19 protein-coding genes and 1 pseudogene are annotated in these 19582 nt (G+C 67.5%); 13 read left to right on the forward strand and 7 right to left on the reverse strand.

From position 1 onward, the window contains the following. Nucleotides 1–16: 16 nt before the first annotated feature. A complete protein-coding gene (locus tag P9A17_RS32390; protein WP_278042928.1) occupies nt 17–1051 on the reverse strand; it encodes a LacI family DNA-binding transcriptional regulator in 1035 nt (344 codons plus the stop codon). 120 nt (nt 1052–1171) lie between these two features. Here P9A17_RS32390 and P9A17_RS32395 point away from each other — a divergent pair, with 120 nt between their 5' ends. Both P9A17_RS32395 and P9A17_RS32400 read left to right on the forward strand, forming a co-directional pair. Next, a complete protein-coding gene (locus tag P9A17_RS32395; RefSeq protein WP_278042908.1) occupies nt 1172–2812 on the forward strand; it encodes a glycoside hydrolase family 13 protein in 1641 nt (546 codons plus the stop codon). Nucleotides 2813–2861: 49 nt separating this feature from the next. After that, on the forward strand, nt 2862–3854 hold the full coding sequence (locus P9A17_RS32400; RefSeq protein WP_278042909.1) for an NAD(P)H nitroreductase: 993 nt from the start codon (nt 2862–2864) through the stop codon (nt 3852–3854). A 5-nt stretch (nt 3855–3859) separates the two neighbouring features. On the opposite strand, the gene P9A17_RS32405 is transcribed toward P9A17_RS32400, so the two are convergent. The 3 genes from P9A17_RS32405 to P9A17_RS32415 are packed head-to-tail and all read right to left on the reverse strand — an operon-like array spanning nt 3860 to nt 6351. After that, nucleotides 3860–4510, reverse strand: a complete 651-nt coding sequence (locus P9A17_RS32405; RefSeq protein WP_278042910.1) for a response regulator transcription factor — start codon at nt 4508–4510, stop codon at nt 3860–3862. Nucleotides 4511–4543: 33 nt separating this feature from the next. Continuing rightward, a complete protein-coding gene (locus P9A17_RS32410) occupies nt 4544–5368 on the reverse strand; it encodes a universal stress protein (protein WP_278042911.1) in 825 nt (274 codons plus the stop codon). An 11-nt stretch (nt 5369–5379) separates the two neighbouring features. After that, entirely contained in the window at nt 5380–6351 is a 972-nt protein-coding gene (locus P9A17_RS32415) for an NAD(P)H nitroreductase (RefSeq protein ID WP_278042912.1), read from the reverse strand. A gap of 104 nt (nt 6352–6455) precedes the next feature. On the opposite strand from P9A17_RS32415, the gene P9A17_RS32420 reads away from it, so the two are divergent. After that, nucleotides 6456–8165: a GAF domain-containing sensor histidine kinase gene (locus tag P9A17_RS32420; protein ID WP_278042913.1), complete on the forward strand. Its 1710-nt coding sequence runs from the start codon at nt 6456–6458 to the stop codon at nt 8163–8165. A gap of 4 nt (nt 8166–8169) precedes the next feature. Here the strand turns inward: P9A17_RS32420 and P9A17_RS32425 are convergent, their stop codons facing one another. Together P9A17_RS32425 and P9A17_RS32430 are read right to left on the reverse strand one after the other, a co-directional pair. Beyond that, nucleotides 8170–8886, reverse strand: coding sequence for a GAF and ANTAR domain-containing protein (locus P9A17_RS32425; protein ID WP_278042914.1), 717 nt, complete (start codon nt 8884–8886; stop codon nt 8170–8172). Between the two features lie 192 nt (nt 8887–9078). Next, nucleotides 9079–9576 carry a DUF1990 domain-containing protein gene (locus tag P9A17_RS32430; protein ID WP_278042915.1) on the reverse strand — a complete coding sequence of 166 codons (498 nt, stop codon included), beginning with the start codon at nt 9574–9576 and terminating at the stop codon, nt 9079–9081. Between the two features lie 37 nt (nt 9577–9613). Between P9A17_RS32430 and P9A17_RS32435 the strand changes: the two genes are divergently transcribed. The 9 genes from P9A17_RS32435 (at nt 9614) to P9A17_RS32475 (ending at nt 18014) form a co-directional block, all read left to right on the forward strand. Beyond that, nucleotides 9614–10465, forward strand: coding sequence for an aldo/keto reductase (locus P9A17_RS32435; protein ID WP_278042916.1), 852 nt, complete (start codon nt 9614–9616; stop codon nt 10463–10465). Nucleotides 10466–10486: 21 nt separating this feature from the next. Beyond that, a complete protein-coding gene (locus P9A17_RS32440; protein ID WP_278042917.1) occupies nt 10487–11116 on the forward strand; it encodes a PaaI family thioesterase in 630 nt (209 codons plus the stop codon). Next, nucleotides 11113–11541, forward strand: coding sequence for a TIGR02611 family protein (locus P9A17_RS32445; RefSeq protein WP_278042918.1), 429 nt, complete (start codon nt 11113–11115; stop codon nt 11539–11541). Before P9A17_RS32440 ends, P9A17_RS32445 begins: the two co-directional genes overlap by 4 nt. 72 nt (nt 11542–11613) lie before the next feature. Then, entirely contained in the window at nt 11614–13680 is a 2067-nt protein-coding gene (thrS, locus tag P9A17_RS32450) for a threonine--tRNA ligase (RefSeq protein WP_278042919.1), read from the forward strand. Next, the gene (locus P9A17_RS32455) at nt 13658–14230 is read left to right on the forward strand and encodes an HIT domain-containing protein (protein WP_278042920.1); all 573 of its coding nucleotides are present in this window, start codon (nt 13658–13660) and stop codon (nt 14228–14230) included. The genes thrS and P9A17_RS32455 overlap by 23 nt, the downstream gene beginning before the upstream one ends. Next, the gene (pgsA, locus tag P9A17_RS32460) at nt 14227–14895 is read left to right on the forward strand and encodes a phosphatidylinositol phosphate synthase (RefSeq protein WP_278042921.1); all 669 of its coding nucleotides are present in this window, start codon (nt 14227–14229) and stop codon (nt 14893–14895) included. The genes P9A17_RS32455 and pgsA overlap by 4 nt, the downstream gene beginning before the upstream one ends. Then, the gene (locus P9A17_RS32465) at nt 14892–15812 is read left to right on the forward strand and encodes a phosphatidylinositol mannoside acyltransferase (RefSeq protein WP_278042922.1); all 921 of its coding nucleotides are present in this window, start codon (nt 14892–14894) and stop codon (nt 15810–15812) included. The genes pgsA and P9A17_RS32465 overlap by 4 nt, the downstream gene beginning before the upstream one ends. Before the next feature lie 31 nt (nt 15813–15843). After that, nucleotides 15844–16974 carry a glycosyltransferase family 4 protein gene (locus P9A17_RS32470; protein WP_278042923.1) on the forward strand — a complete coding sequence of 377 codons (1131 nt, stop codon included), beginning with the start codon at nt 15844–15846 and terminating at the stop codon, nt 16972–16974. Continuing rightward, nucleotides 16971–18014 (forward strand): NUDIX domain-containing protein, encoded by a 1044-nt coding sequence (locus tag P9A17_RS32475; RefSeq protein ID WP_278042924.1) that lies wholly within the window; start codon nt 16971–16973, stop codon nt 18012–18014. The genes P9A17_RS32470 and P9A17_RS32475 overlap by 4 nt, the downstream gene beginning before the upstream one ends. Nucleotides 18015–18021: 7 nt before the next feature. Here the strand turns inward: P9A17_RS32475 and P9A17_RS32480 are convergent, their stop codons facing one another. Next, nucleotides 18022–18705, reverse strand: a complete 684-nt coding sequence (locus tag P9A17_RS32480) for a hypothetical protein (protein ID WP_278042925.1) — start codon at nt 18703–18705, stop codon at nt 18022–18024. A 524-nt stretch (nt 18706–19229) separates the two neighbouring features. Between P9A17_RS32480 and P9A17_RS32485 the strand changes: the two are divergent. Then, a pseudogene (locus P9A17_RS32485) lies at nt 19230–19582 on the forward strand (pyridoxal 5'-phosphate synthase lyase subunit PdxS); the annotation flags it as partial.

Below are 19582 nucleotides of genomic sequence, written 5' to 3' on the forward strand. Positions count from 1 at the left end.
AGGTGGGGTACTGGTATCAGCGCGGCGAGGCGGTCGATCCGCGCACCACGAGACGGGTCGGCAGTGTTGTCGATGGCGGAGTGACCGGCGGTGCGGTCGCGACGGCCTCGCCGGTGAGCTGGCACAGCACCTCCCGGGCGGCGATCTGACCCTGCTCGCGCACCGGTTGTGCGACGGTGGTCAGGTCATTCAGGTCGGCAGAGGGATGGTCGTCGACTCCGATGATCGAGATTTGCTGTGGGACAGAGATTCCGGCGCGACGCAGCGTTCGCAGTGCGCCGAGCGCGATTTCGTCGGAATGGCAGAACACCGCGGTGGGCAGGTGCGGTCGGCTCAACAACGTTTCCATACCCCGTGATCCGCCGTCGATGCTCCACTTCACGGTGATCACCGTTGGGTCGATGAGCCCTGCTTCGCGGACCTGATCATGAAATCCGCGGATGCGCGCCTGATCGGTCGCCCACGGGATGTCGGTGTCGTCGGCAGCCTGGATCATGGCGATGTCGCGGTGACCTATGCGCAGCAGATGGCCGACGGCCTGTCGCGCGGCCTGCTCGTCGTCGATCCCGACCCACGATCGGTCGCCGTCGGTGCGATGTCCACCGACGAAGACGCTGGGCACGCCGAGCTGGTCGAGGCGGGTGCGCTCGCGTGCTGACAGTGGAAGCGAGATGACCACGACCGCATCAACCTTGCGGCGCAAGGGAAGTGCCTCGAAGAAGCGGTGTCGTGTCGCGGCGTCGGGAAGCGTGCACAACACCAGATCCATGCCGACGGTGTCGAATTCGTCGGCAATGCCTGCCAGAACCGTCGAATAGAACCACGCGTCGATGCGGGGTACGACGACCCCGACGCGGCCGGTGGTTCCGCCAGACAGGCGCGACGCCTCCGGTGAGACGACGTAGGCCAACTCCCGGGCCGTCTCGAGAATCCGATCGCGGGTCGCGGGGGAGACACCCGCCTCGCCGCGCAGCGCGCGGGACACCGAGGCGATCGACACGCCACAGCGCTTCGCGACGTCGGTCATGTTGACCGTCTGCTTCGGGATCATCAAGTGCCGAGGATAAGGCAACGTAATTATTTGCGTGACTGGTTACACGATTGACATTGCTGTGGGACACCGCGAATCTGGTAGCGCAAACGTTTACGTACCAGTCGTCGAGGAGTTCGCGTGGCACCCGATCAGTCGTGGTGGCAGACCGCCGTCGTCTACCAGGTCTACATCCGCAGCTTCGCCGACGGCAACGGCGACGGCATCGGCGACATCGAGGGCCTGCGGGCGAAGTTGCCCTACCTCGGCACGCTCGGTGTCGACGCCATCTGGATCAACCCCTGGTACCCGTCGCCGATGGCCGACGCCGGCTACGACGTCTCCGATTACCGCGACATCGAGCCGACCTACGGAACCCTCGACGAAGCTCAGGAGCTGATCGCCGAGGCACATGATCTCGGCATCCGGGTGATCCTCGACATCGTCCCGAACCACACATCCGACCAGCACGCGTGGTTCCGCGCGGCCCTGGCCGACGAGCCGGGCGCGCGCGAGCGCTTCCACTTCAAGGAGGGCCGCGGCGACGGAGGTTCAGAGCCACCGAACAACTGGCGCAGCATCTTCGGCGGCCCGGCCTGGACCCGTGTGGCCGACGGCAGCTGGTATCTCCACCTGTTTGCCCCCGAACAACCCGACCTGAATTGGGAGCATCCCGAGGTGGTCGCTGAGTTCGAGGACGTCCTGGCGTTCTGGTTCGATCGCGGAGTCGACGGCTTCCGCATCGACGTCGCGCACGGTCTGGTCAAGGTCGAGGGACTGCCCGACGGCGTCGATCCCGCTGTCGACGCGGCACCTCACTCGATGCTGGTGTTCGGTGACCGGCACCCTGCTTGGGATCAGGACGGGGTGCACGAGGTCTACCGCGGCTGGCGCGCGGTCGCCGATCGCTACGCGCCCGAACGTATCTTCATCGCCGAGGCGTGGGTGAGCAGCAACGAGCGGCTGGCGCGCTATCTGCGTGCTGACGAACTGCACACCGCGTTCCAGTTCGACTTCCTCCGGTCGCCGTGGCGCGCCGAGAAGCTGCGTGAGGTCATCGACGACGCCATCGCGTCCGCCGCATCGGTCGGAGCCCCGCCGACGTGGGTGCTGTCCAACCACGATGTGACACGCACGGTCACGCGCTTCTCCCGCTCGCAGCCCGACAAACTCATCGAGACCGATTGGGAGCGCAAGCGGTGGTCCGGTGAAGAGCCTGACTACGTACTCGGTCGCACGCGCGCCCGCGCTGCGGCGCTAATTCAGTTGGCACTGCCCGGCACCGCCTACATATACCAGGGGGAGGAACTGGCGCTCGAGGAGATCGAGGACCTGCCCGCCGAAGCACGCCAGGACCCCACCTGGGTTCAGTCAGGGTTCACCGACGTCGGCCGAGACGGCTGCCGAATCCCGTTGCCCTGGACTGAGACTGCTCCGCCCTACGGGTTCGCGGCTGACCCCGCGGCGGTCACGTGGCTGCCGCAGCCCGACCACTGGGCCGAGCACAGCGTCGAGGCGCAGGATCGCGACTCCGCCTCGACGTTGAACCTCTACCGCGACGCGCTGAGGTTGCGCCCTTCGCTGTGGCGTGACGGCGGCGACCTCAAGTGGCTCGAGGCCCCCACCGGAGCTGTGGCGTTCGAGCGTGGGGGAGCGCAGTGCTGGGTGAACACCGGCAAGGAGAGCATCAGCTTGCCGCAGGGCGCGACCGTCGTGCTGTCGTCGGGTCCGAGTTCTGACGCGCAACTGCCACCGGACACCACGGTCTGGCTGCAGACATAGAGGTCTTTGTGCCCTCTACACGGCCCTGCTCGAGGCGCAGCCTGGAGGCATGAACGGTCACTTTCCCGACATCGAGACGCTGAGGTCGGCACTGTCGCTGGCAAATCGTGCGCCGTCGGTGCACAACTCGCAGCCGTGGCAGTGGCGGTTGGGTGACGCGAGTGTCCATCTGTACGCCAATTCGAGCTTGCTGCTGCCGCATACCGATCCTGACGCCCGCGATCTGATGCTCAGCTGCGGGGCGGTGCTGAACCACTGCGTCGTGGCGCTGGCCGCACTCGGCTGGCAGGCGAAGGTGCACCGACTCCCCAACCCCGCGGAACCGGATCACCTGGCCGCGCTGGAGCTGCACCGCTATCCTGCCGCGGAGCTGGATGTCACGCTGGCCGCGGCGATTCCGCGCCGCCGCACCGACCGCAGGCACTTCAGCTCGTGGCCGGTGCCGCGCGGCGACATCGCGCTGATGGGTGCCAGGGCGGCGCGCGCCGGCGTGACGCTGCGCCGCGTGGACGACCTCGCGGGTCTCAAGAGGCTGGTCAACGCGGCCGCGTACGCGCATCGATCGGATCAGGGCTACCTCGTCGAACTCGCCACGTGGAGCGGTCGGTATGCCTCCACGGCGGGCGTCCCGGCCAGGAATGTGCCCGGACCCGACACGACGGGTCCGATTCCGTTGCGCGCGTTCGCCGGTGGCGTTCTCGCTCAGACGCCGAACACCGCATCCGCCGACGACAATGCCGGCATGCTGGCGCTGGGCACCGTCGGTGACGATCCCCTGTCGTGGCTGCGTGCGGGGGAGGCGACGAGCATCGTGCTGCTGACGGCCACAGCGCTGGGGCTCGCCAGCTGTCCCGTCACCGAACCGCTGGAGATCGCCGAGACCCGGGAAGCCGTGCGCCGCGACGTGTTCGGTTCCGACGGACATCCCCAGATGCTCCTGCGGATCGGCTGGGCGCCCGTCAACGCCGACCCGCTGCCGTCCACGCCGCGCCGTGAACTAGCTGAAGTCGTTGCCCGCCTTGATGGTTCACCTCTGGACTGACGAGCTCAACCCTGACCCGGCGGGTGTTTCCTGTCCAGCTTCGAGACGAACACCGCCGCCTGGGTGCGACGCTCCATGCCGAGCTTGGCCAGCAGCCGCGAGACGTAGTTCTTCACCGTCTTCTCGGCGAGGAACATGCGTGCAGCGATCTGCTTGTTGGTCAGCCCTTCACCGAGCAGGTCCAGCAGCACCCGTTCCTGATCGGTCAGGCCGGACAGCGGGTCCGATCGCTGCCCTTCGCCGCGCAGCTTGGCCATCAGGGCCGCGGCGGCACGGTTGTCCAACAGCGAGCGTCCCGATCCGACTTCCTTGATGGCTCGGGCCAACTCCATGCCCTTGATGTCCTTGACCACGTAACCGCTGGCGCCGGCGAGGATCGCATCGAGCATCGCCTCGTCGGACGTGAACGACGTCAGCATCAGGCACCGCAGATCGGGCATCCGGGAGAGCAGGTCGCGGCACAACTCGATGCCGTTGCCGTCGGGCAGTCGGACATCGAGCACCGCTACGTCGGGCGCCAGGGCCGGAATGCGCGCCAGCGCCTCGGCGACCGACCCCGCCTCACCGACGACGTCGAGATCGGTATCGGACCCGAGCAGGTCGATCAATCCCCGCCGGACCACTTCGTGATCGTCTACCAGGAAAACCTTGACCATGTTGCGACGCATACCCCTACAGATCGGCACCGGTCACAGTGCGTTGTGCGGTTCACACACCAGTATCGAACAGTCGGTGTCGCGCAGTGCGGCGTTCCCGGGCGCTCCGACCAGAGAGGTCACCCCGCCCGGTCTGTCGCGGCCGGTGACGACGAGCTGGACTGATTCGCCGTGGTTCGCGAGATAGTCCATGGTGTCGCCGTGGTTGCCCACCGACGAGATGTCGAGATCCGGGTAGCAGTGCCGCCATTCGGCGAGCCGACGCTCCCACTGGGCGTTGATGTCCGAATGCGTCCGGGTGGGTGTCAGCACGCGCACGGGTGCGTGCCGCCGACGGGCCTCGTCGAGGCCGTGGTGAAGCACCGCGCTGCCTGCGACGTTGTCGGTGACCTCGATGACGACGGCACGGTCGTGGCGGCGATGGGGCCGGTGCGTCCGCACGACGGCGACCGGGCAGTGCGCCGACGCCGACAGCGCGGCGGCGGTCGAGCCCATCGTGCCCCGGGCGGTGTGCCGGAAGCCGCGGGCGCCGATGCACAGCATCGCTGCCGACCTGGCCGCCTCCCGCAACGTCTGGACGGGGCGGCCCTGAAGGATCTCGACCTCGATGGCGACCGGGCGCTCGGTCGATTCGACCGCGCTCAGCGCGTAGCGGATGGCGGTGTCCGCTGTCGCGAGCTTGCGGGCCTGGTCTTGCGGGTCGACGGCATCCTGCTCTGCTGTGTCGATGACATACACCAGACGTAGCGGGATCCCGCGGTCCGTCGCCGCATCGATCGCCCACAGGGCGGCGTCGACCGCCGCTGGGGAACCGTCGATCCCGACGACGACGCTCCGGTTGGTAGATTTCTCGGACATGTTGCACCCCTTCATACTTCAAACACTTCATGAATGGGTCGCCGCGGCGTCGGTGGTGGCGGTGCGGTCAGTGCCGGTGCGACACCGACCCGAACCAGCGCCTGGGGGATGGCGGTGGTGCCGACGAGCGATGCGACGATGTCGCGCCCCGCGGGCACTTCGGTGACGTGCGTGACGGTGCAGGTGGCCATCCCCGCCAGTGTGGCGTTGAGAAGGACCTCCGACAGTGCTTCCCCGCAACGCAACACGCTCTCTCGGGAATCGTCATCGGTGGACAGCACGAGGATGGTGGCCTGATCCTCGGCGACCTCGCTGCGGCGTTCGGGCGCAGCGGTGACCGGGAACGTCCGCCCGACATCCACCCTGTCGCTTTCGGCGGCAGAAATGAGAGCGCTCCTCGGAATGCCGTCGCTGGCAATGAAATCTGCTGTCCACCAGTACAGTTCGGAGTGGTAGTCGAAGTCGTACAAGCGTGTCGCCTCCGACAGATGGGAGACCTCGGACAGCGCACTGCGTTGATCGTCGGCAACGATATCGATGCGTACCGGCCCGCGGCGGGCGCCCACCATGCCGCACAGTCCGTCGGCGTCGTGCGGTGGGGCCAGCGGCAGGCGGTCGCTGCGCCGCAACAGAACTGCGTCGGCACGCACCTTCTGCTGCGTGGTCACCTGGGGTGCGGCGGCGAAGTCGATGCCGGCGACGTGCAGCGGGTCGGCAGGGTCAGGCAGGCGGCGCACGATCGTGTCCCAGCCGGCTGCGGCCATGGCCACCCGGAAGTGGTCCAGCACGGCACCGCAACTGATCAGAGCTTCGCGGCCGGAACCGTCCGTCGCCCTGATCATGCGGCGGGGGTCGGCGAACAGGTCGACACCGCTTTCGGTGGCCACCCAGCGCCAAGGCTGGCTGTTGTGCAGTGACGGTGCCCGGCACGCCACCTGGAGCGCGTCGACGATCGTCTCGGTCGGCACCCGCGTTGCTGGCATCGTGATCTCCGTTCGGTTCACCACCAACACTGCTCGCCTGGCGGTCTGCCCGACAGGGCCAATGGTCCTCACCTCCGGGGGCTGCCGTGGTGCACGATGGTGTCGTGGCTCAGATCGACGGACCCGACTTCGGCGACGGCGTGGTTCCGCTACGGACCACGCTGTCTCAGCTGCGCCTGCGCGAACTGCTCAGCGAGGTGCAGGACCGGGTCGAGCAGATCATCAAGGGCCGGGACCGCCTCGACGGTCTGGTCGAGGCGATGCTCGTGGTCACCTCAGGGTTGGAACTCGACGACACCCTGCGCACAATCGTGCACACGGCGATCGATCTCGTCGACGCGAAATACGGCGCACTGGGTGTCCGGGGTACCGACGACGAGCTCGTCGAATTCGTCTACGAGGGCATCGATCAATCGACCAGGGAGTTGATCGGCCACCTACCCGAGGGCCGCGGTGTGCTCGGGGTGCTGATCGAAGACCCCAAACCCATTCGCCTCGAAGACATCTCACTGCACGCCGCATCGGTTGGCTTTCCGCCGAACCACCCGCCGATGCGCACGTTCCTCGGGGTGCCGGTGCGCATCCGCGACGAGGTGTTCGGGAACCTGTACCTGACCGACAAGATCGGCGGGCAGCCGTTCAGCGAGGACGACGAGGTGCTCGTTCAGGCGCTGGCCGCCGCGGCGGGGATCGCGATCGACAACGCGCGCCTCTACGAGCAGTCGAGGGCCCGCCAGTCCTGGATCGCGGCGACCCGCGACATCGGCACCGAGCTGCTCTCGGGAACCGATCCTGCCGGTGTGTTCCGCCTGGTCGCCGATGAGGCGCAGAAGCTCAGCGGCGCGGCCACCACGGTGGTCGCCATCGCCGACGATCCGGACAAGCCGGGTGCTGACGTCACCGAGCTGACGGTGATCGCCGCCGCCGGCCACGCGATCGACGCCACCTCCATCCCGATCACGGGAACGGCGATCGGGGAGTCCTTTGCGCGTCGGGAGCCGGCCAAGTTCGCAGGCGGCCCCGATATCGGTGTGGGGTCCTCGTCGGGTCCGTCGCTGGTGCTGCCGTTGCGGGCTCCCGACGCCGTGCCAGGGGTGCTCATCGCGCTGAGAAGCGTTGGCGAACAACCCTTTCGAGAGGGCGAGCTCGACATGATGGCGGCCTTCGCCGATCAGGCCGCCCTGGCCTGGCAGCTGGCCAGCACACAACACCGGATGCGGGAACTGAGCATCCTGACCGACCGGGACCGTATCGCCCGCGATCTGCACGACCACGTCATCCAGCGACTCTTCGCTGTGGGGCTCTCACTACAGGGAACGCTGGCCAGGGCGACGTCCGAAGAAGTGCAACAACGCCTTTCGGGCAGTGTGGACGATCTGCAGGAAGTCATCCAGGAGATCAGGACGACGATCTTCGATCTGCACGGCGGGGCGTCGGGCATCACCCGGTTGCGGCAGCGCATCGACGAAGCGGTCACGGCGTTCCCGGGTTCGGGGGTGCGAACGTCGGTCCAGTACCTGGGTCCGCTGTCGGTCGTCGACGCGGCGCTCGCCGACCACGCCGAGGCCGTGGTGCGAGAAGCGGTCAGTAATGCGGTTCGCCATTCTGGTGCCACCGCGCTGTCGGTCACGGTGAGCGTTGACGACGATCTGTCGATCGAGGTGACCGACAACGGCCGGGGGATCGCCGACAATGTGACGGGAAGCGGATTGTCGAACCTGGCACGTCGCGCCGCCGATGTCGGCGGCGCGTTCGACGTCCACCGTGTTGCGGGCGGCGGAACTACGCTGACGTGGCGCGCGCCGCTGCCGTGACCGCTCAGCCGGCCTCGCCATTCGGTGAAGTTGCCGTGGCGACCAAGTCCGTGGCGACCTGGATCAACGGGACGTTGGAGTCCTGAGAAAGCTTGCGCAGCAGTTCGAATGCCTGGACGGCGTCGACCCGATAGCGCTCCATGATCATGCCCTTGGCCTGACCGATGACGTCTCGGCTCGCCAGAGCCTTCTGGAACTGGGATTCACGACGGGCCGAATTCCAGGCGACCGACGAATGGGCGGCGAAGATCAGTCCGAGGGTTCGCGACTCGTCACCGAAGGCGTTGGGCTCCTCGGCGTACACATTGAGCGCGCCGAGACTCTCGTCGGCGATGAACAACTGGAAGGCCATGATCGACCGGATGGGGGTCTCCGCCAGCGCGTCCCGGCGATAGTTGGGGAACCGGTCGTCGGTCTCCAGATCGCGGACGTGGACGGTCTTCTCTTCCCACGCCGCCGTGAGGCAGGGGCCTTCGAGATAGCGCTGCTGGATCTTGTCGAGAAGCAGCGGCCAATGGTGCGTCGTTGCAGGGGTTTCGACATGTTTTGCGTTGCGGGTCAGCGTAATTCCTGCATACAGCGCACCGGGAATCTCAGCGGCTGCATGTTCGGCCAGCTCGGCCACCACGGTGTCGGCGTCGGTGGCAGGCCTGTTGTGCAGACCCTGGACCAACTCGGCCACCCGAAGATGTGCGGCCTCCACATCGGCTGTATCGCTCACCGTCACCATCCGAAATTCGCGTCAATAAGGTATTCAAGGCTACCGCTGACCGACGCCCACGTCGCATGCATGGCTCAATGTCGCGGTGTGCCAGTTTGTGGGGCCCAGCAGTGGACGAGCAGGTCCTCTCGGAGGCGTCCGCGCTCATCCCTCGACCGCAGGACGGATTCACAGCGAACTCGCCGCCGACCGCTAGAGGGCCCGCAGGTATCGATCGGTGATCAACCGCTGCACCGCCGACGTCAGCGGCGACCCCAGCCGGCTCCACCAGGTGGCGTGCCGCGAGAATGCCGCGACTTCGGCGTGCACGTCTTCGGTCACTGGGTCGTACCGGACGAGGAAGAGTTCCTCGCCCCGCTCCGCATGCCCGGGCAGGGTGCCGTAGGCGAAGCCGCGACGATCCGGTTCGTCGACGACGTACACGACGCGGCACGGGGCGACCACAGGTCCGAGATGCACCAACACCTCAGCGCCGATGGCAGCGACCGGCGCGGTCGCCTCCACCCGCAGACCCGCGCCGCGCAGCATGCCCCAGCGCATCCCTTCGGTGGCAGCTTGCTCGAAACGTTCACGGCCACGCCCGATCACCGCAGATTTCCGGATGTGGTGGTAGCCGGTGGGCATCGCACCCGCGGTTGCGCCCACCTCCGAGTACGTCAGCGCCCTCCCGGCGAGGTCGGTCAACTTCACGCTGTCAGCTTGACACCGCCGGCGTACCGTCGGTGCCGTGACCTCTCCCACCTTCGCCCTCGGCGGCGACCTCACCGTCAACCGGCTCGGTTTCGGCGCGATGCGCATCACGGGCAAGGGTGTGTGGGGACCGCCCGCCGACCGCGACGAATGCCTCCGGGTGCTGCGCCGCGCCGTCGAACTCGGCGTCGACTTCATCGACACCGCAGACTCCTACGGGCCGTACGTGTCCGAAGAGCTGATCCGGGAGGCGCTGCACCCGTACGACGGCGTCGTCGTCGCGACGAAGGCGGGTCTGCTGCGCACCGGTCCCGACGACTGGACGCCGCTCGGGTTCCCCGCCTACCTGCGCCAGGAATGCGAGATGAGCCTGCGACGACTCGGCGTCGACACCATCGACCTGTTCCAGCTCCACCGCATCGATCCGAAGTTCCCCGCCGAGGATCAGATCGGTGAGCTCGCGGCGCTGCAGCAGGAAGGGAAGATCCGGCACATCGGCCTGTCGGAGGTGACGGCCGAGCAGCTCACCGCAGCGCGCACGACGGCCACGATCGTCTCCGTGCAGAACATGTACAACCTCACGATGCGCGCCGCAGAACCGGTTCTCGACGTCTGCGAAGCCGACGGCATCGCCTTCATCCCGTGGTTCCCGCTGGCCGCAGGACCGCTGGCCGCGGCCGACGGCCCGCTCCAGCGCATCGCCGCCGACCACGACGCCAGCCCCTCCCAGCTGGCGCTGGCCTGGTTGCTCAAGCGGTCACCGGTGATGCTTCCCATTCCCGGCACGTCGAAGGTCGCACACCTGGAGGAGAACGTGGCCGCATCCCGGATCGAGCTCACCGACGCGGAGTTCGAGACGCTGAGCAAAGCCGGTTCCACCCAGGGGTGACGTAACCAATACGGTGGGCTGGTGAGCACCCACGATGCGACCGAGGCCCACGTAGGCGGGGGATTCAACGCCCCGGAACCGACCAGCCACGGCGGGCCGGACTACGGACGCTTCGTCGCCGCGGTCCGCGCGCTGCAGGACCACACCCGCGCCGCCGACGCCCCCGACGCCGTCTTCACCGAGGCCGCCGATCTCGTCGAGGCGGTCTGCGCCCTGCTGGCGCCCTACGACGCCGACGAGTGGTCGTCGCCGTCGGGTCGCCGGATGGACCTGCCCAACCGCGGCAACATCCTCGGAGTACCGGTCGACCTGCGACTGACCGAGGACGGCCGCATCGCCGGCACCGCGCGCTTCCGGCGTTTCCATCTCGGCCGCAACGGTGCGGCGCACGGCGGCGCGGTGGCGCATCTCTTCGACTCACTGCTGGGATTCACGGCCTTCAAGCTGAGCCGCACCAAGGCGCAGCGCACCGCCTTCCTGCACGTCGACTACCGCAAGATCGCCCTCGTCGAGAAAGATCTGCAGGTCGAGGCCGGTATCGACGACATCGACGGCCGCAAGATCTTCGTCTCCGGACGACTCCTCGACGGCGAGCACGTGCTGGCCGAGGCGCATTCGCTGTTCGTCGCGCTCAAACCGGGCCAGCCGTGACCGAGAGCGAACGGCCCGGCTTGAAACGCCGGTGGGCGCGATGGAGGGACCGACTGCGCGAGCGGCGCAGTGTGGACCTCGGATACCGCATCGGGGTCGGAGTCGTCGGCGCCGCCGTGCTGTTCGTCGGCATCCTCGCGATCCCGTACCCGGGTCCGGGTTGGGCCATCGTCTTCGTCGGGTTGGCGATCCTCGCGACAGAGTTCGACTGGGCCAAGAGTGCACTGCACTACGTGCGCAAGCGCTACGACGCGTTCATGGACTGGTTCAAACGCCAAGGCCTGTGGGTGCAGGTCCTCGGCGCGGTGTTCACCGCCGCAGTCGTGGTGGTCACGCTGTGGCTGTTCGGCGCCATCGACTTCGCAGGGGAAGTCGTCGACATCGAGCAGGACTGGATGGATAGCCCTATTGGTATCGGAGCCTGACATCCCACCCCGATAGCATGGTCGCGGTCGATCCCGACCCACACCCACCGCCCCACGTTTGGAGAGCCCCGCATGAGCGCCCCCGCCCGCCCCGCCCCAGCAGCCCCGATCCGGGTCGCGGCCGGGACGACCGCCGGGCAGGCGGTGCGCGACGCCGGATTGCCCGCCCGCGGCGAGGCTGACGCCGTCGTCGTCGTGCGCGACGCCGACGGACGGCTGCGCGACCTGTCCTGGGTCCCCGACACCGATGCCGACGTCGAACCGGTCCCGGCCGACACCGAGGACGGCCGCAGCGTCATCCGCCACTCCGCCGCGCACGTGCTCGCACAGGCGGTGCAGGAGCTGTTTCCCGCGGCCAAGCTCGGCATCGGCCCGCCGATCACCGACGGCTTCTACTACGACTTCGACGTGGCCGAGCCGTTCACCCCGGAGGATCTGGCCAAGCTCGAGAAGCGCATGCAGAAGATCGTCAAAGACGGCCAGCTGTTCTCCCGGCGCGTCTATGAGTCCAAAGACGAAGCGCGCGCAGAACTCGCCGGCGAGCCGTACAAGCTGGAGCTCATCGACGACAAGTCCGGCGCGGACGACCCGGAGGTCATGGAAGTCGGGGGAGACGAGCTCACCGCCTACGACAACCTCAATCCCCGCACCCGCGAACGGGTTTGGGGCGACCTGTGCCGCGGGCCGCACATCCCGACCACGCGCTACATCCCGGCGTTCAAATTGACCCGCAGCTCCGCCGCGTACTGGCGCGGCGACCAGAGCAACGCCAGCCTGCAGCGAATCTACGGCACCGCGTGGGAATCGCAGGAGGCCCTCGACCGCCACCTCGAGCTTCTCGAAGAGGCGCAGCGACGCGACCACCGCAAGCTCGGGGTGGAGCTCGACCTGTTCAGCTTCCCCGACGAATTGGGTTCGGGCCTACCGGTTTTCCATCCCAAGGGCGGCATGATCCGCCGCGAGATGGAGGAGTACTCGCGACGCAAGCACATCGAGGCCGGCTACGAGTTCGTCAACACCCCGCACATTACCAAGGAACAGCTCTACATCACCTCGGGGCACCTGGAGTGGTACGCCGACGGCATGTTCCCGCCGATGCACGTCGACGCGGAGTTCAACGAGGACGGCACGGTCCGCAAACCGGGCCAGGACTACTACCTCAAGCCGATGAACTGCCCCATGCACTGCCTGATCTTCCGGTCGCGCGGGCGGTCCTACCGTGAACTTCCGTTGCGGCTCTTCGAGTTCGGCAGCGTCTACCGCTACGAGAAATCCGGCGTGATCCACGGTCTGACCCGCGTGCGCGGAATGACCCAGGACGATGCCCACATCTACTGCACCCGCGAGGAGATGCGTGCGGAGCTGACGTCGCTGCTGCAGTTCGTCCTCGACCTGCTCGCCGACTATGGCCTCAACGACTACTACCTGGAGCTGTCCACCAAGGACCCGGACAAGTTCGTCGGCTCCGACGAGATCTGGGAGGAGGCCACCGAGACGCTGCGCGAAGTCGGCGTGGCCTCGGGGCTGGAGCTGGTGCCCGATCCGGGCGGCGCCGCGTTCTACGGCCCGAAGATCTCGGTGCAGGTGCGTGACGCGCTGGGCCGGAGCTGGCAGATGTCGACCATTCAGCTGGACTTCAACATGCCGGAACGCTTCGAGCTGGAGTACACCGCGGCCGACGGCACCCGCAAGCGCCCGGTGATGATCCACCGCGCGCTGTTCGGGTCGATCGAACGGTTCTTCGGGATCCTCACCGAGCACTACGCGGGCGCCTTCCCGGGGTGGCTGGCCCCGGTACAGGTCGTCGGCATCCCGGTGGCCGAGGACCACGTCCCCTATCTCGAGGACCTGGTCGCCGAACTTCGCCGCCTCGGGATCCGCGCCGAAGTGGACGGCAGCGACGACCGGATGGCGAAGAAGATCGTCAACCACACCAACCAGAAGGTGCCGTTCATGCTGCTCGCGGGTGGCCGCGACGTCGAGGCCGGCGCGGTGAGCTTCCGGTTCGGTGACCGCACCCAGATCAACGGGGTTCCACGGGCCCAGGCGGTCGACGCCATCGTCGACTGGGTTGAACGACGCGAAAATGCCGCGCCCACAGCGGAACTCGTCGCAATTGACCAAGCGGGTGAGGGGTGACGTGGATCCCGAGGACACGATCGTAGACCGCGGCGCCGGCGAACCGGATCATCTGCAGCGGCTCTGGACGCCCCATCGGATGACCTACATCGTCGACGCCGTCAAGGTGGGGTCGGCGTCGTCGTCGGAACCGTTCACCGACATCCCGAACATGTCCGACGAGGACGGCCTCGTCGTCGCGCGCGGTGAGCTCGTCTATGCGGTGCTGAACCTGTACCCGTACAACCCGGGTCATCTCATGGTGGTGCCGTACCGGCGCGTCGCCGAACTGGAGAACCTCAGCGATGCCGAGAGCGCCGAGCTGATGGCGTTCACGCAGAAGGCGATTCGCGTGATGAAGACAGTGTCACGCCCGCACGGATTCAATGTCGGGCTGAACCTGGGCACGTCGGCTGGCGGTTCGCTCTCAGAGCATCTGCACATGCACGTGGTGCCGCGCTGGGGTGGTGACGCCAACTTCATCACCGTCATCGGGGACTCGAAAGTGATCCCGCAACTGCTCCGCGACACCCGGGCGCTGCTCGCCACCGAGTGGGACAAGCAGAAGTGAGCAACTTCTACCTGATGACCCGCGCCGCGTACGCGAAACTGTCGAAGCCGGTGGCCAAAGGGGCGCTCAAGGTAGGTCTGACGCCGGACAGCGTCACGATCCTGGGCACGGCGGGCTCGGTGTTGGCCGCGCTCACGCTGTTCCCGATCGGCCAACTGTGGTGGGGCGCCTTCGCGGTTTTCGTCTTCGTGCTCGCCGACATGCTCGACGGCGCGATGGCGCGGGAACGGGGTGGGGGAACAAGATTCGGCGCGGTGCTCGACGCCACCTGCGACCGGATCAGCGACGGTGCGATCTTCTGCGGGCTGCTGTGGTGGGCGGCGTTCGGGCTGCACAGCGCCGAACTCGTGGTCGCGACGATGATCTGCCTGGTCTCCTCGCAGGTGATCTCGTACATCAAGGCGCGCGCCGAAGCCAGTGGCCTGTCCGGCGACGGAGGCCTGATCGAGCGGCCGGAGCGGCTGGTCATCGTGCTGGCCGGTGCGGGCCTGTCCGGCCTGCCGCTCATCCCTGATGTGCTGCTCGACATCGCGATGTGGGTGCTCGCGATCACCAGCATCGTGACGATAGGGCAGCGGTTGCACAGCGTGCGGACGTCGGCGGCCGCGATGGACCCGATCACCGTGCCCAAGGCGAACGAGAAGCCGGAGACCACCGAGCAATGACGCAGCTTCCGGGGTTCTCCACGGTGGGTGGCCAACTCACCGACTGGGGCTACGCCGCCGGCTGGCGGCTGGTCCGTGCTGCCCCGGAGATCATGGCGCGCAACACCTTTGACGCGGGAGCGTTGTGGGCGTCGCGCGGCGGCGGCCCCGAGCAACTCCGCAAGAACCTCGCGAGGGTGACCGGCACGACACCTGACCGCGTCCCGGGCTCGCTGATGCGGGCGTCGCTGGCCTCCTACGCACGGTACTGGCGGGAGGCGTTCCGGCTGCCGTCGATGGATCTCGTCGAGCTGGGCCGTCGATTGTGGGTCGATGAGATCGAGACGGTCTACGCCTCGCTGGACCGCGGCAACGGGGCGATTCTGGCGTTGCCGCACAGCGGAAACTGGGACATGGCCGGGGTCTGGCTCGCGCAGAACCACGGGACGTTCGCGACCGTCGCCGAGCGACTCAAACCGGAGTCTCTCTATCTGCGGTTCCTTGCCTACCGCGAAAGCCTCGGCTTCAACGTCGTGCCGTCGACGGGGGGCGAGCGTCCCGCCTACGACATCGTCCGGGACTGGCTCAAGGACAACGGCATCCTGTGTCTGATGGCCGACCGTGACCTCAGTCGCAGGGGCGTCCAGGTCGACTTCTTCAGTGAGCCGACGCGCCTGCCGGCAGGTCCGGCGAAACTCGCCCTCGAGACCGGGGCGGCGCTGTTTCCTGCGCACTGCTGGTTCGAGGGGGACGGCTGGCGGACCAAGATCTACCCCGAGATCAACACCTCCAGCGGCGATGTCACCGTCATCACGCAGGCCCTGGCGAACCAGTTCGCCACAAACATCGCGGCGCACCCCGAGGACTGGCACATGATGCAGCCGCAATGGCTGGCGGATCTGTCGGATGAGCGCAGGGCACGCCTGGAGGGGACCTGATGAGCGCTCGCGCGAAGAAGCGAGTGTCCTGATGCGGATCGGGATGGTGTGCCCGTACTCGTTCGACGTCCCCGGAGGGGTGCAGTCGCACATCCTGCAGCTGGCCGAGGTGATGCGGGAGGGCGGTCACGACGTCAGCGTGCTGGCCCCGGCCTCACCCGAGGCCCACGATTGCCTTCCCGACTACGTGGTGTCGGGCGGGAAGGCGATCCCGATTCCCTACAACGGTTCGGTGGCCCGCCTGCGGTTCGGTCCCGCCACGCACCGCAAGGTGAAGAAGTGGCTCCAGCAAGGCCAATTCGACGTGCTGCATCTTCACGAACCCAACGCCCCGAGCTTGTCGATGCTGGCACTCAACATCGCCGAGGGGCCCATCGTCGCGACCTTCCACACGTCGACGACCAAGTCGTTGACACTGTCGGTCTTCGAACCGTTCCTGCGGCCGATGCACGAGAAGATCGTGGGTCGCATCGCCGTATCCGATCTGGCGCGCCGCTGGCAGATGGAATCGCTGGGCAGCGACGCCGTCGAGATCCCCAACGGCGTCGACGTCGGCACCTTCGCCTCCGCTGCGCGGCTGCCGGGCTATCCGCGTGCCGGTAAGTCGGTGCTGTTCCTCGGCCGGTTCGACGAACCGCGCAAGGGCATGACGGTGCTGCTGGGCGCATTGCCCGCGCTCGTCGAACGGTTCGGCGACGTCGAGATCCTGGTCGTCGGTCGCGGCGACGAAGATCAGTTGCGCACCGACGCCGGTCCGCACGCCGGCCATCTTCGCTTCCTGGGCCAGGTCGCCGACGCCGAGAAGGCGTCGGCGATGCGCAGCGCCGACGTGTACTGCGCACCGAACACGGGTGGCGAGAGCTTTGGCATCGTTCTGGTCGAGGCGATGGCCGCAGGCACCGCGGTGGTGGCCAGCGACCTCGACGCATTCCGCCGCGTTCTCGACGACGGGGCAGCAGGCCGGTTGGTTGCCGTCGACGACTCAGCGGCCCTGGCCGAGGGCCTGATCGAGGTGCTGTCCGACGACGTCGCCCGTAGTCGTTACATCGAGGCCGCCAGTGCGGCGGTGCAGCGCTACGACTGGTCCGTGGTCGCCCAGCAGATCATGCGGGTGTACGAGACCGTCGCCGGTGCGGGCGTGAAGGTACAGGTCGAATCGTGATCCCGTGGCTCACGGCGGTGGTCATCGCGCTGGCGTTGGCCGCCGTCCTGCTCATCCTGGCGTGGGCTTACCAGACCGCCAACCGGCTCGACCGGCTGCATGTCCGCTACGACCTGTCGTGGCAGGCACTCGACGGGGCGTTGGCCCGGCGAGCGGTCGTCGCCCGCGCCGTGGCCGTCGAGGCGTACGGCGGCGGGCCTGACGGTAAGCGGCTTGCCGCGCTGGCGGACGCGGCGGAACGGGCACCGCGGCCCTTGCGTGAGGCCGCCGAGAACGAGTTGTCGGCTGCGCTGGGGCGCGTCAATCCGTCGTCGCTGGCGGTGGCTCTCGTCGCCGAACTCGCCGACGCCGAGGCGCGGGTCCTGTTGGCGCGCCGTTTCCACAACGACGCCGTCCGCGACACCCTCGCCCTGCGCGAACGCCCCCTGGTTCGCACCCTCCGACTCGGCGGAACAGCCGCACTGCCAAGCTATTTCGAAATCGCGGAGGGCGGTGCGGCGTCGGCGCGCGAGCCCGCACCGGCGACCAAACGAACGTCGGCGCGGGTCGTGCTGCTCGACGACGACGGTGCGGTGCTGTTGTTGTGCGGCTCCGACCCGGCGGCAGCCGGCCGGGACACGCCGCCGCCCCGGTGGTGGTTCACGATCGGCGGCGCCGCACAGGTGGGGGAGTCGCTGGCGCAGGCCGCGTCGCGCGAACTCGAAGAGGAGACCGGGCTCGTCGTCGCACCCGATGCGATGGTCGGTCCGGTGTGGCGCCGCGACGCCGTCATCGACTTCAACGGCGCGGTCATCCGCAGTGACGAGATGTACTTCCTGTACCGGACCCGCCGCTTCGAACCGTCCGACGCCGGCCGGTCGGGGCTGGAACGCTCCTACATCCACGGGCACCGGTGGTGCGATGCCGCGATGATCGACTCGCTGGTCGCCGGAGGCGAGACCGTGTATCCGCTGCAGCTGCGCGAGCGTCTTGCCGAGGCGAATGCGCTGGCTGACAGTGGCGGGGCGGGCCGGCCGTCGGAACCCGAACTTATCCGCTGACGCGCCGTCAGCCGGTGACGATCAGGTCGTGCGCGCCGGTGGCCCAAGCCCTCTCGAAGACGTCGACCGGGATCTCCTCGCCGTCGCCGTCCTCGGTGCCGCTGTCAGAGAGGTAGACGATGCCGAGTTCGGGGTCGATGCCGGACACCACGACGGAGTGGTTGTCGTCGGTGTAGCCGCCCTCCTCGGCCCAGATCGTCTCGGCGTTCACGCCGACGATCACCATCCGCCCGCCGTCGAGGTATTCGACCAAAGCAGGGATGCCGGTGGGTAGCCCTGTTTCCGCAGCGAGGTCGTCGTCTGTTGCGGTGGCGTTGATGCCGTAGTGCTTCAGGAGCAACACCTGATCGTCGGAGCTCGTGCCGTTGTCGGAATCAGGGTTGTTCGGGTCGGCGGGGGTGTAGATCGGTGAACCGGTGCGGGTTGGGCTGGGGATGCCGGCCGCGACCGCGATGATCTCCTGCTCGGTGGGTGCCGTTCCGGTGGTGAGGCCCACGACGGTGGCGACCGCCATCAGGCCGCAGTCCTGAAAGTTCTGCTGGTCCCAGTAGTCGCTCGCCAGATCTGGATCGCCGTGCAGTTCTGTCGGGAACATCGGGGTCTGGGCGTTCCCGACGGTGCCCTGGACGGTCGCCAGTGCGACGTCGTGGCCGGTGGCTGCGGGTGCGGCACCCCAACCGCCCAACGTCAACGCGACACACGCAGAAAAAACGCCGAAACTGGTGCGAATAGCCAACATTGGTGGTGACCCCCTGTGTGATGTTGTGCGCAGCACTGCGCACGTCGAGCCTCGACCCCGCGCCCGGGAAAGCTCACGCAGCATAGCCTGAGGAGGTCGCTGGCGTCAGCGAAATGTAGCCGACCGCCAGATGCGGCCACACCACTCAGTATTTACGATGTCAAGTAGATCGACCCGTCGAACTGTGCTTATGGCGGCGCAACCACGCATTGGTGCCTGGTGGACCGTCCGTGAGGAGAGGCCTTTCACCATTGACGACGGTGGCGTCCCAGATAGCTGGACCGGGGTATCGCAATGACATGGCGCAGGCTTTACTTACGGGATGCAGACATCGGGACGTCGTGCGGGCGGATAACCGGTTCGACAGCGGCACTAGACTGCATCGGTACGTATGTAGAGGAGAAGCAGTGGAATCCGAAACGTCGGGGGCAGCGCAGGGAGCTCCCGCTCGCGGAACCGCGCGAGTCAAGCGCGGTATGGCCGAAATGCTCAAGGGCGGCGTAATCATGGACGTCGTCACGCCCGAACAGGCCCGTATCGCCGAGGGTGCAGGCGCCGTCGCGGTGATGGCGCTCGAGCGCGTACCCGCCGACATCCGGGCTCAGGGCGGGGTGTCGCGGATGAGCGACCCCGACATGATCGAGGGCATCATCGACGCCGTCACGATCCCGGTCATGGCCAAGGCCCGCATCGGCCACTTCGTGGAAGCGCAGATCCTGCAGAGCCTCGGAGTGGACTACGTCGACGAGTCCGAGGTGCTCACACCCGCCGACTACGCCAACCACATCGACAAGTGGAAGTTCACCGTTCCGTTCGTGTGCGGTGCCAC

It is taken from the genome of Mycobacterium sp. 236(2023), assembly GCF_029623955.1.
Taxonomy (GTDB): Bacteria; Actinomycetota; Actinomycetes; order Mycobacteriales; family Mycobacteriaceae; genus Mycobacterium.

Bases quoted from the DNA above. Each gene is read 5' to 3' on its own strand.
- P9A17_RS32400 (WP_278042909.1), top strand. From the start codon at position 2,862: ATGAACGGTCACTTTCCCGACATCGAGACGCTGAGGTCGGCACTGTCG.
- P9A17_RS32470 (WP_278042923.1), top strand. From the start codon at position 15,844: ATGCGGATCGGGATGGTGTGCCCGTACTCGTTCGACGTCCCCGGAGGG.
- P9A17_RS32410 (WP_278042911.1), bottom strand. From the start codon at position 5,368: ATGTCCGAGAAATCTACCAACCGGAGCGTCGTCGTCGGGATCGACGGT.
- thrS (WP_278042919.1), top strand. From the start codon at position 11,614: ATGAGCGCCCCCGCCCGCCCCGCCCCAGCAGCCCCGATCCGGGTCGCG.
- P9A17_RS32405 (WP_278042910.1), bottom strand. From the start codon at position 4,510: ATGGTCAAGGTTTTCCTGGTAGACGATCACGAAGTGGTCCGGCGGGGA.
- P9A17_RS32465 (WP_278042922.1), top strand. From the start codon at position 14,892: ATGACGCAGCTTCCGGGGTTCTCCACGGTGGGTGGCCAACTCACCGAC.
- P9A17_RS32390 (WP_278042928.1), bottom strand. From the start codon at position 1,051: ATGATCCCGAAGCAGACGGTCAACATGACCGACGTCGCGAAGCGCTGT.
- P9A17_RS32415 (WP_278042912.1), bottom strand. From the start codon at position 6,351: ATGCCAGCAACGCGGGTGCCGACCGAGACGATCGTCGACGCGCTCCAG.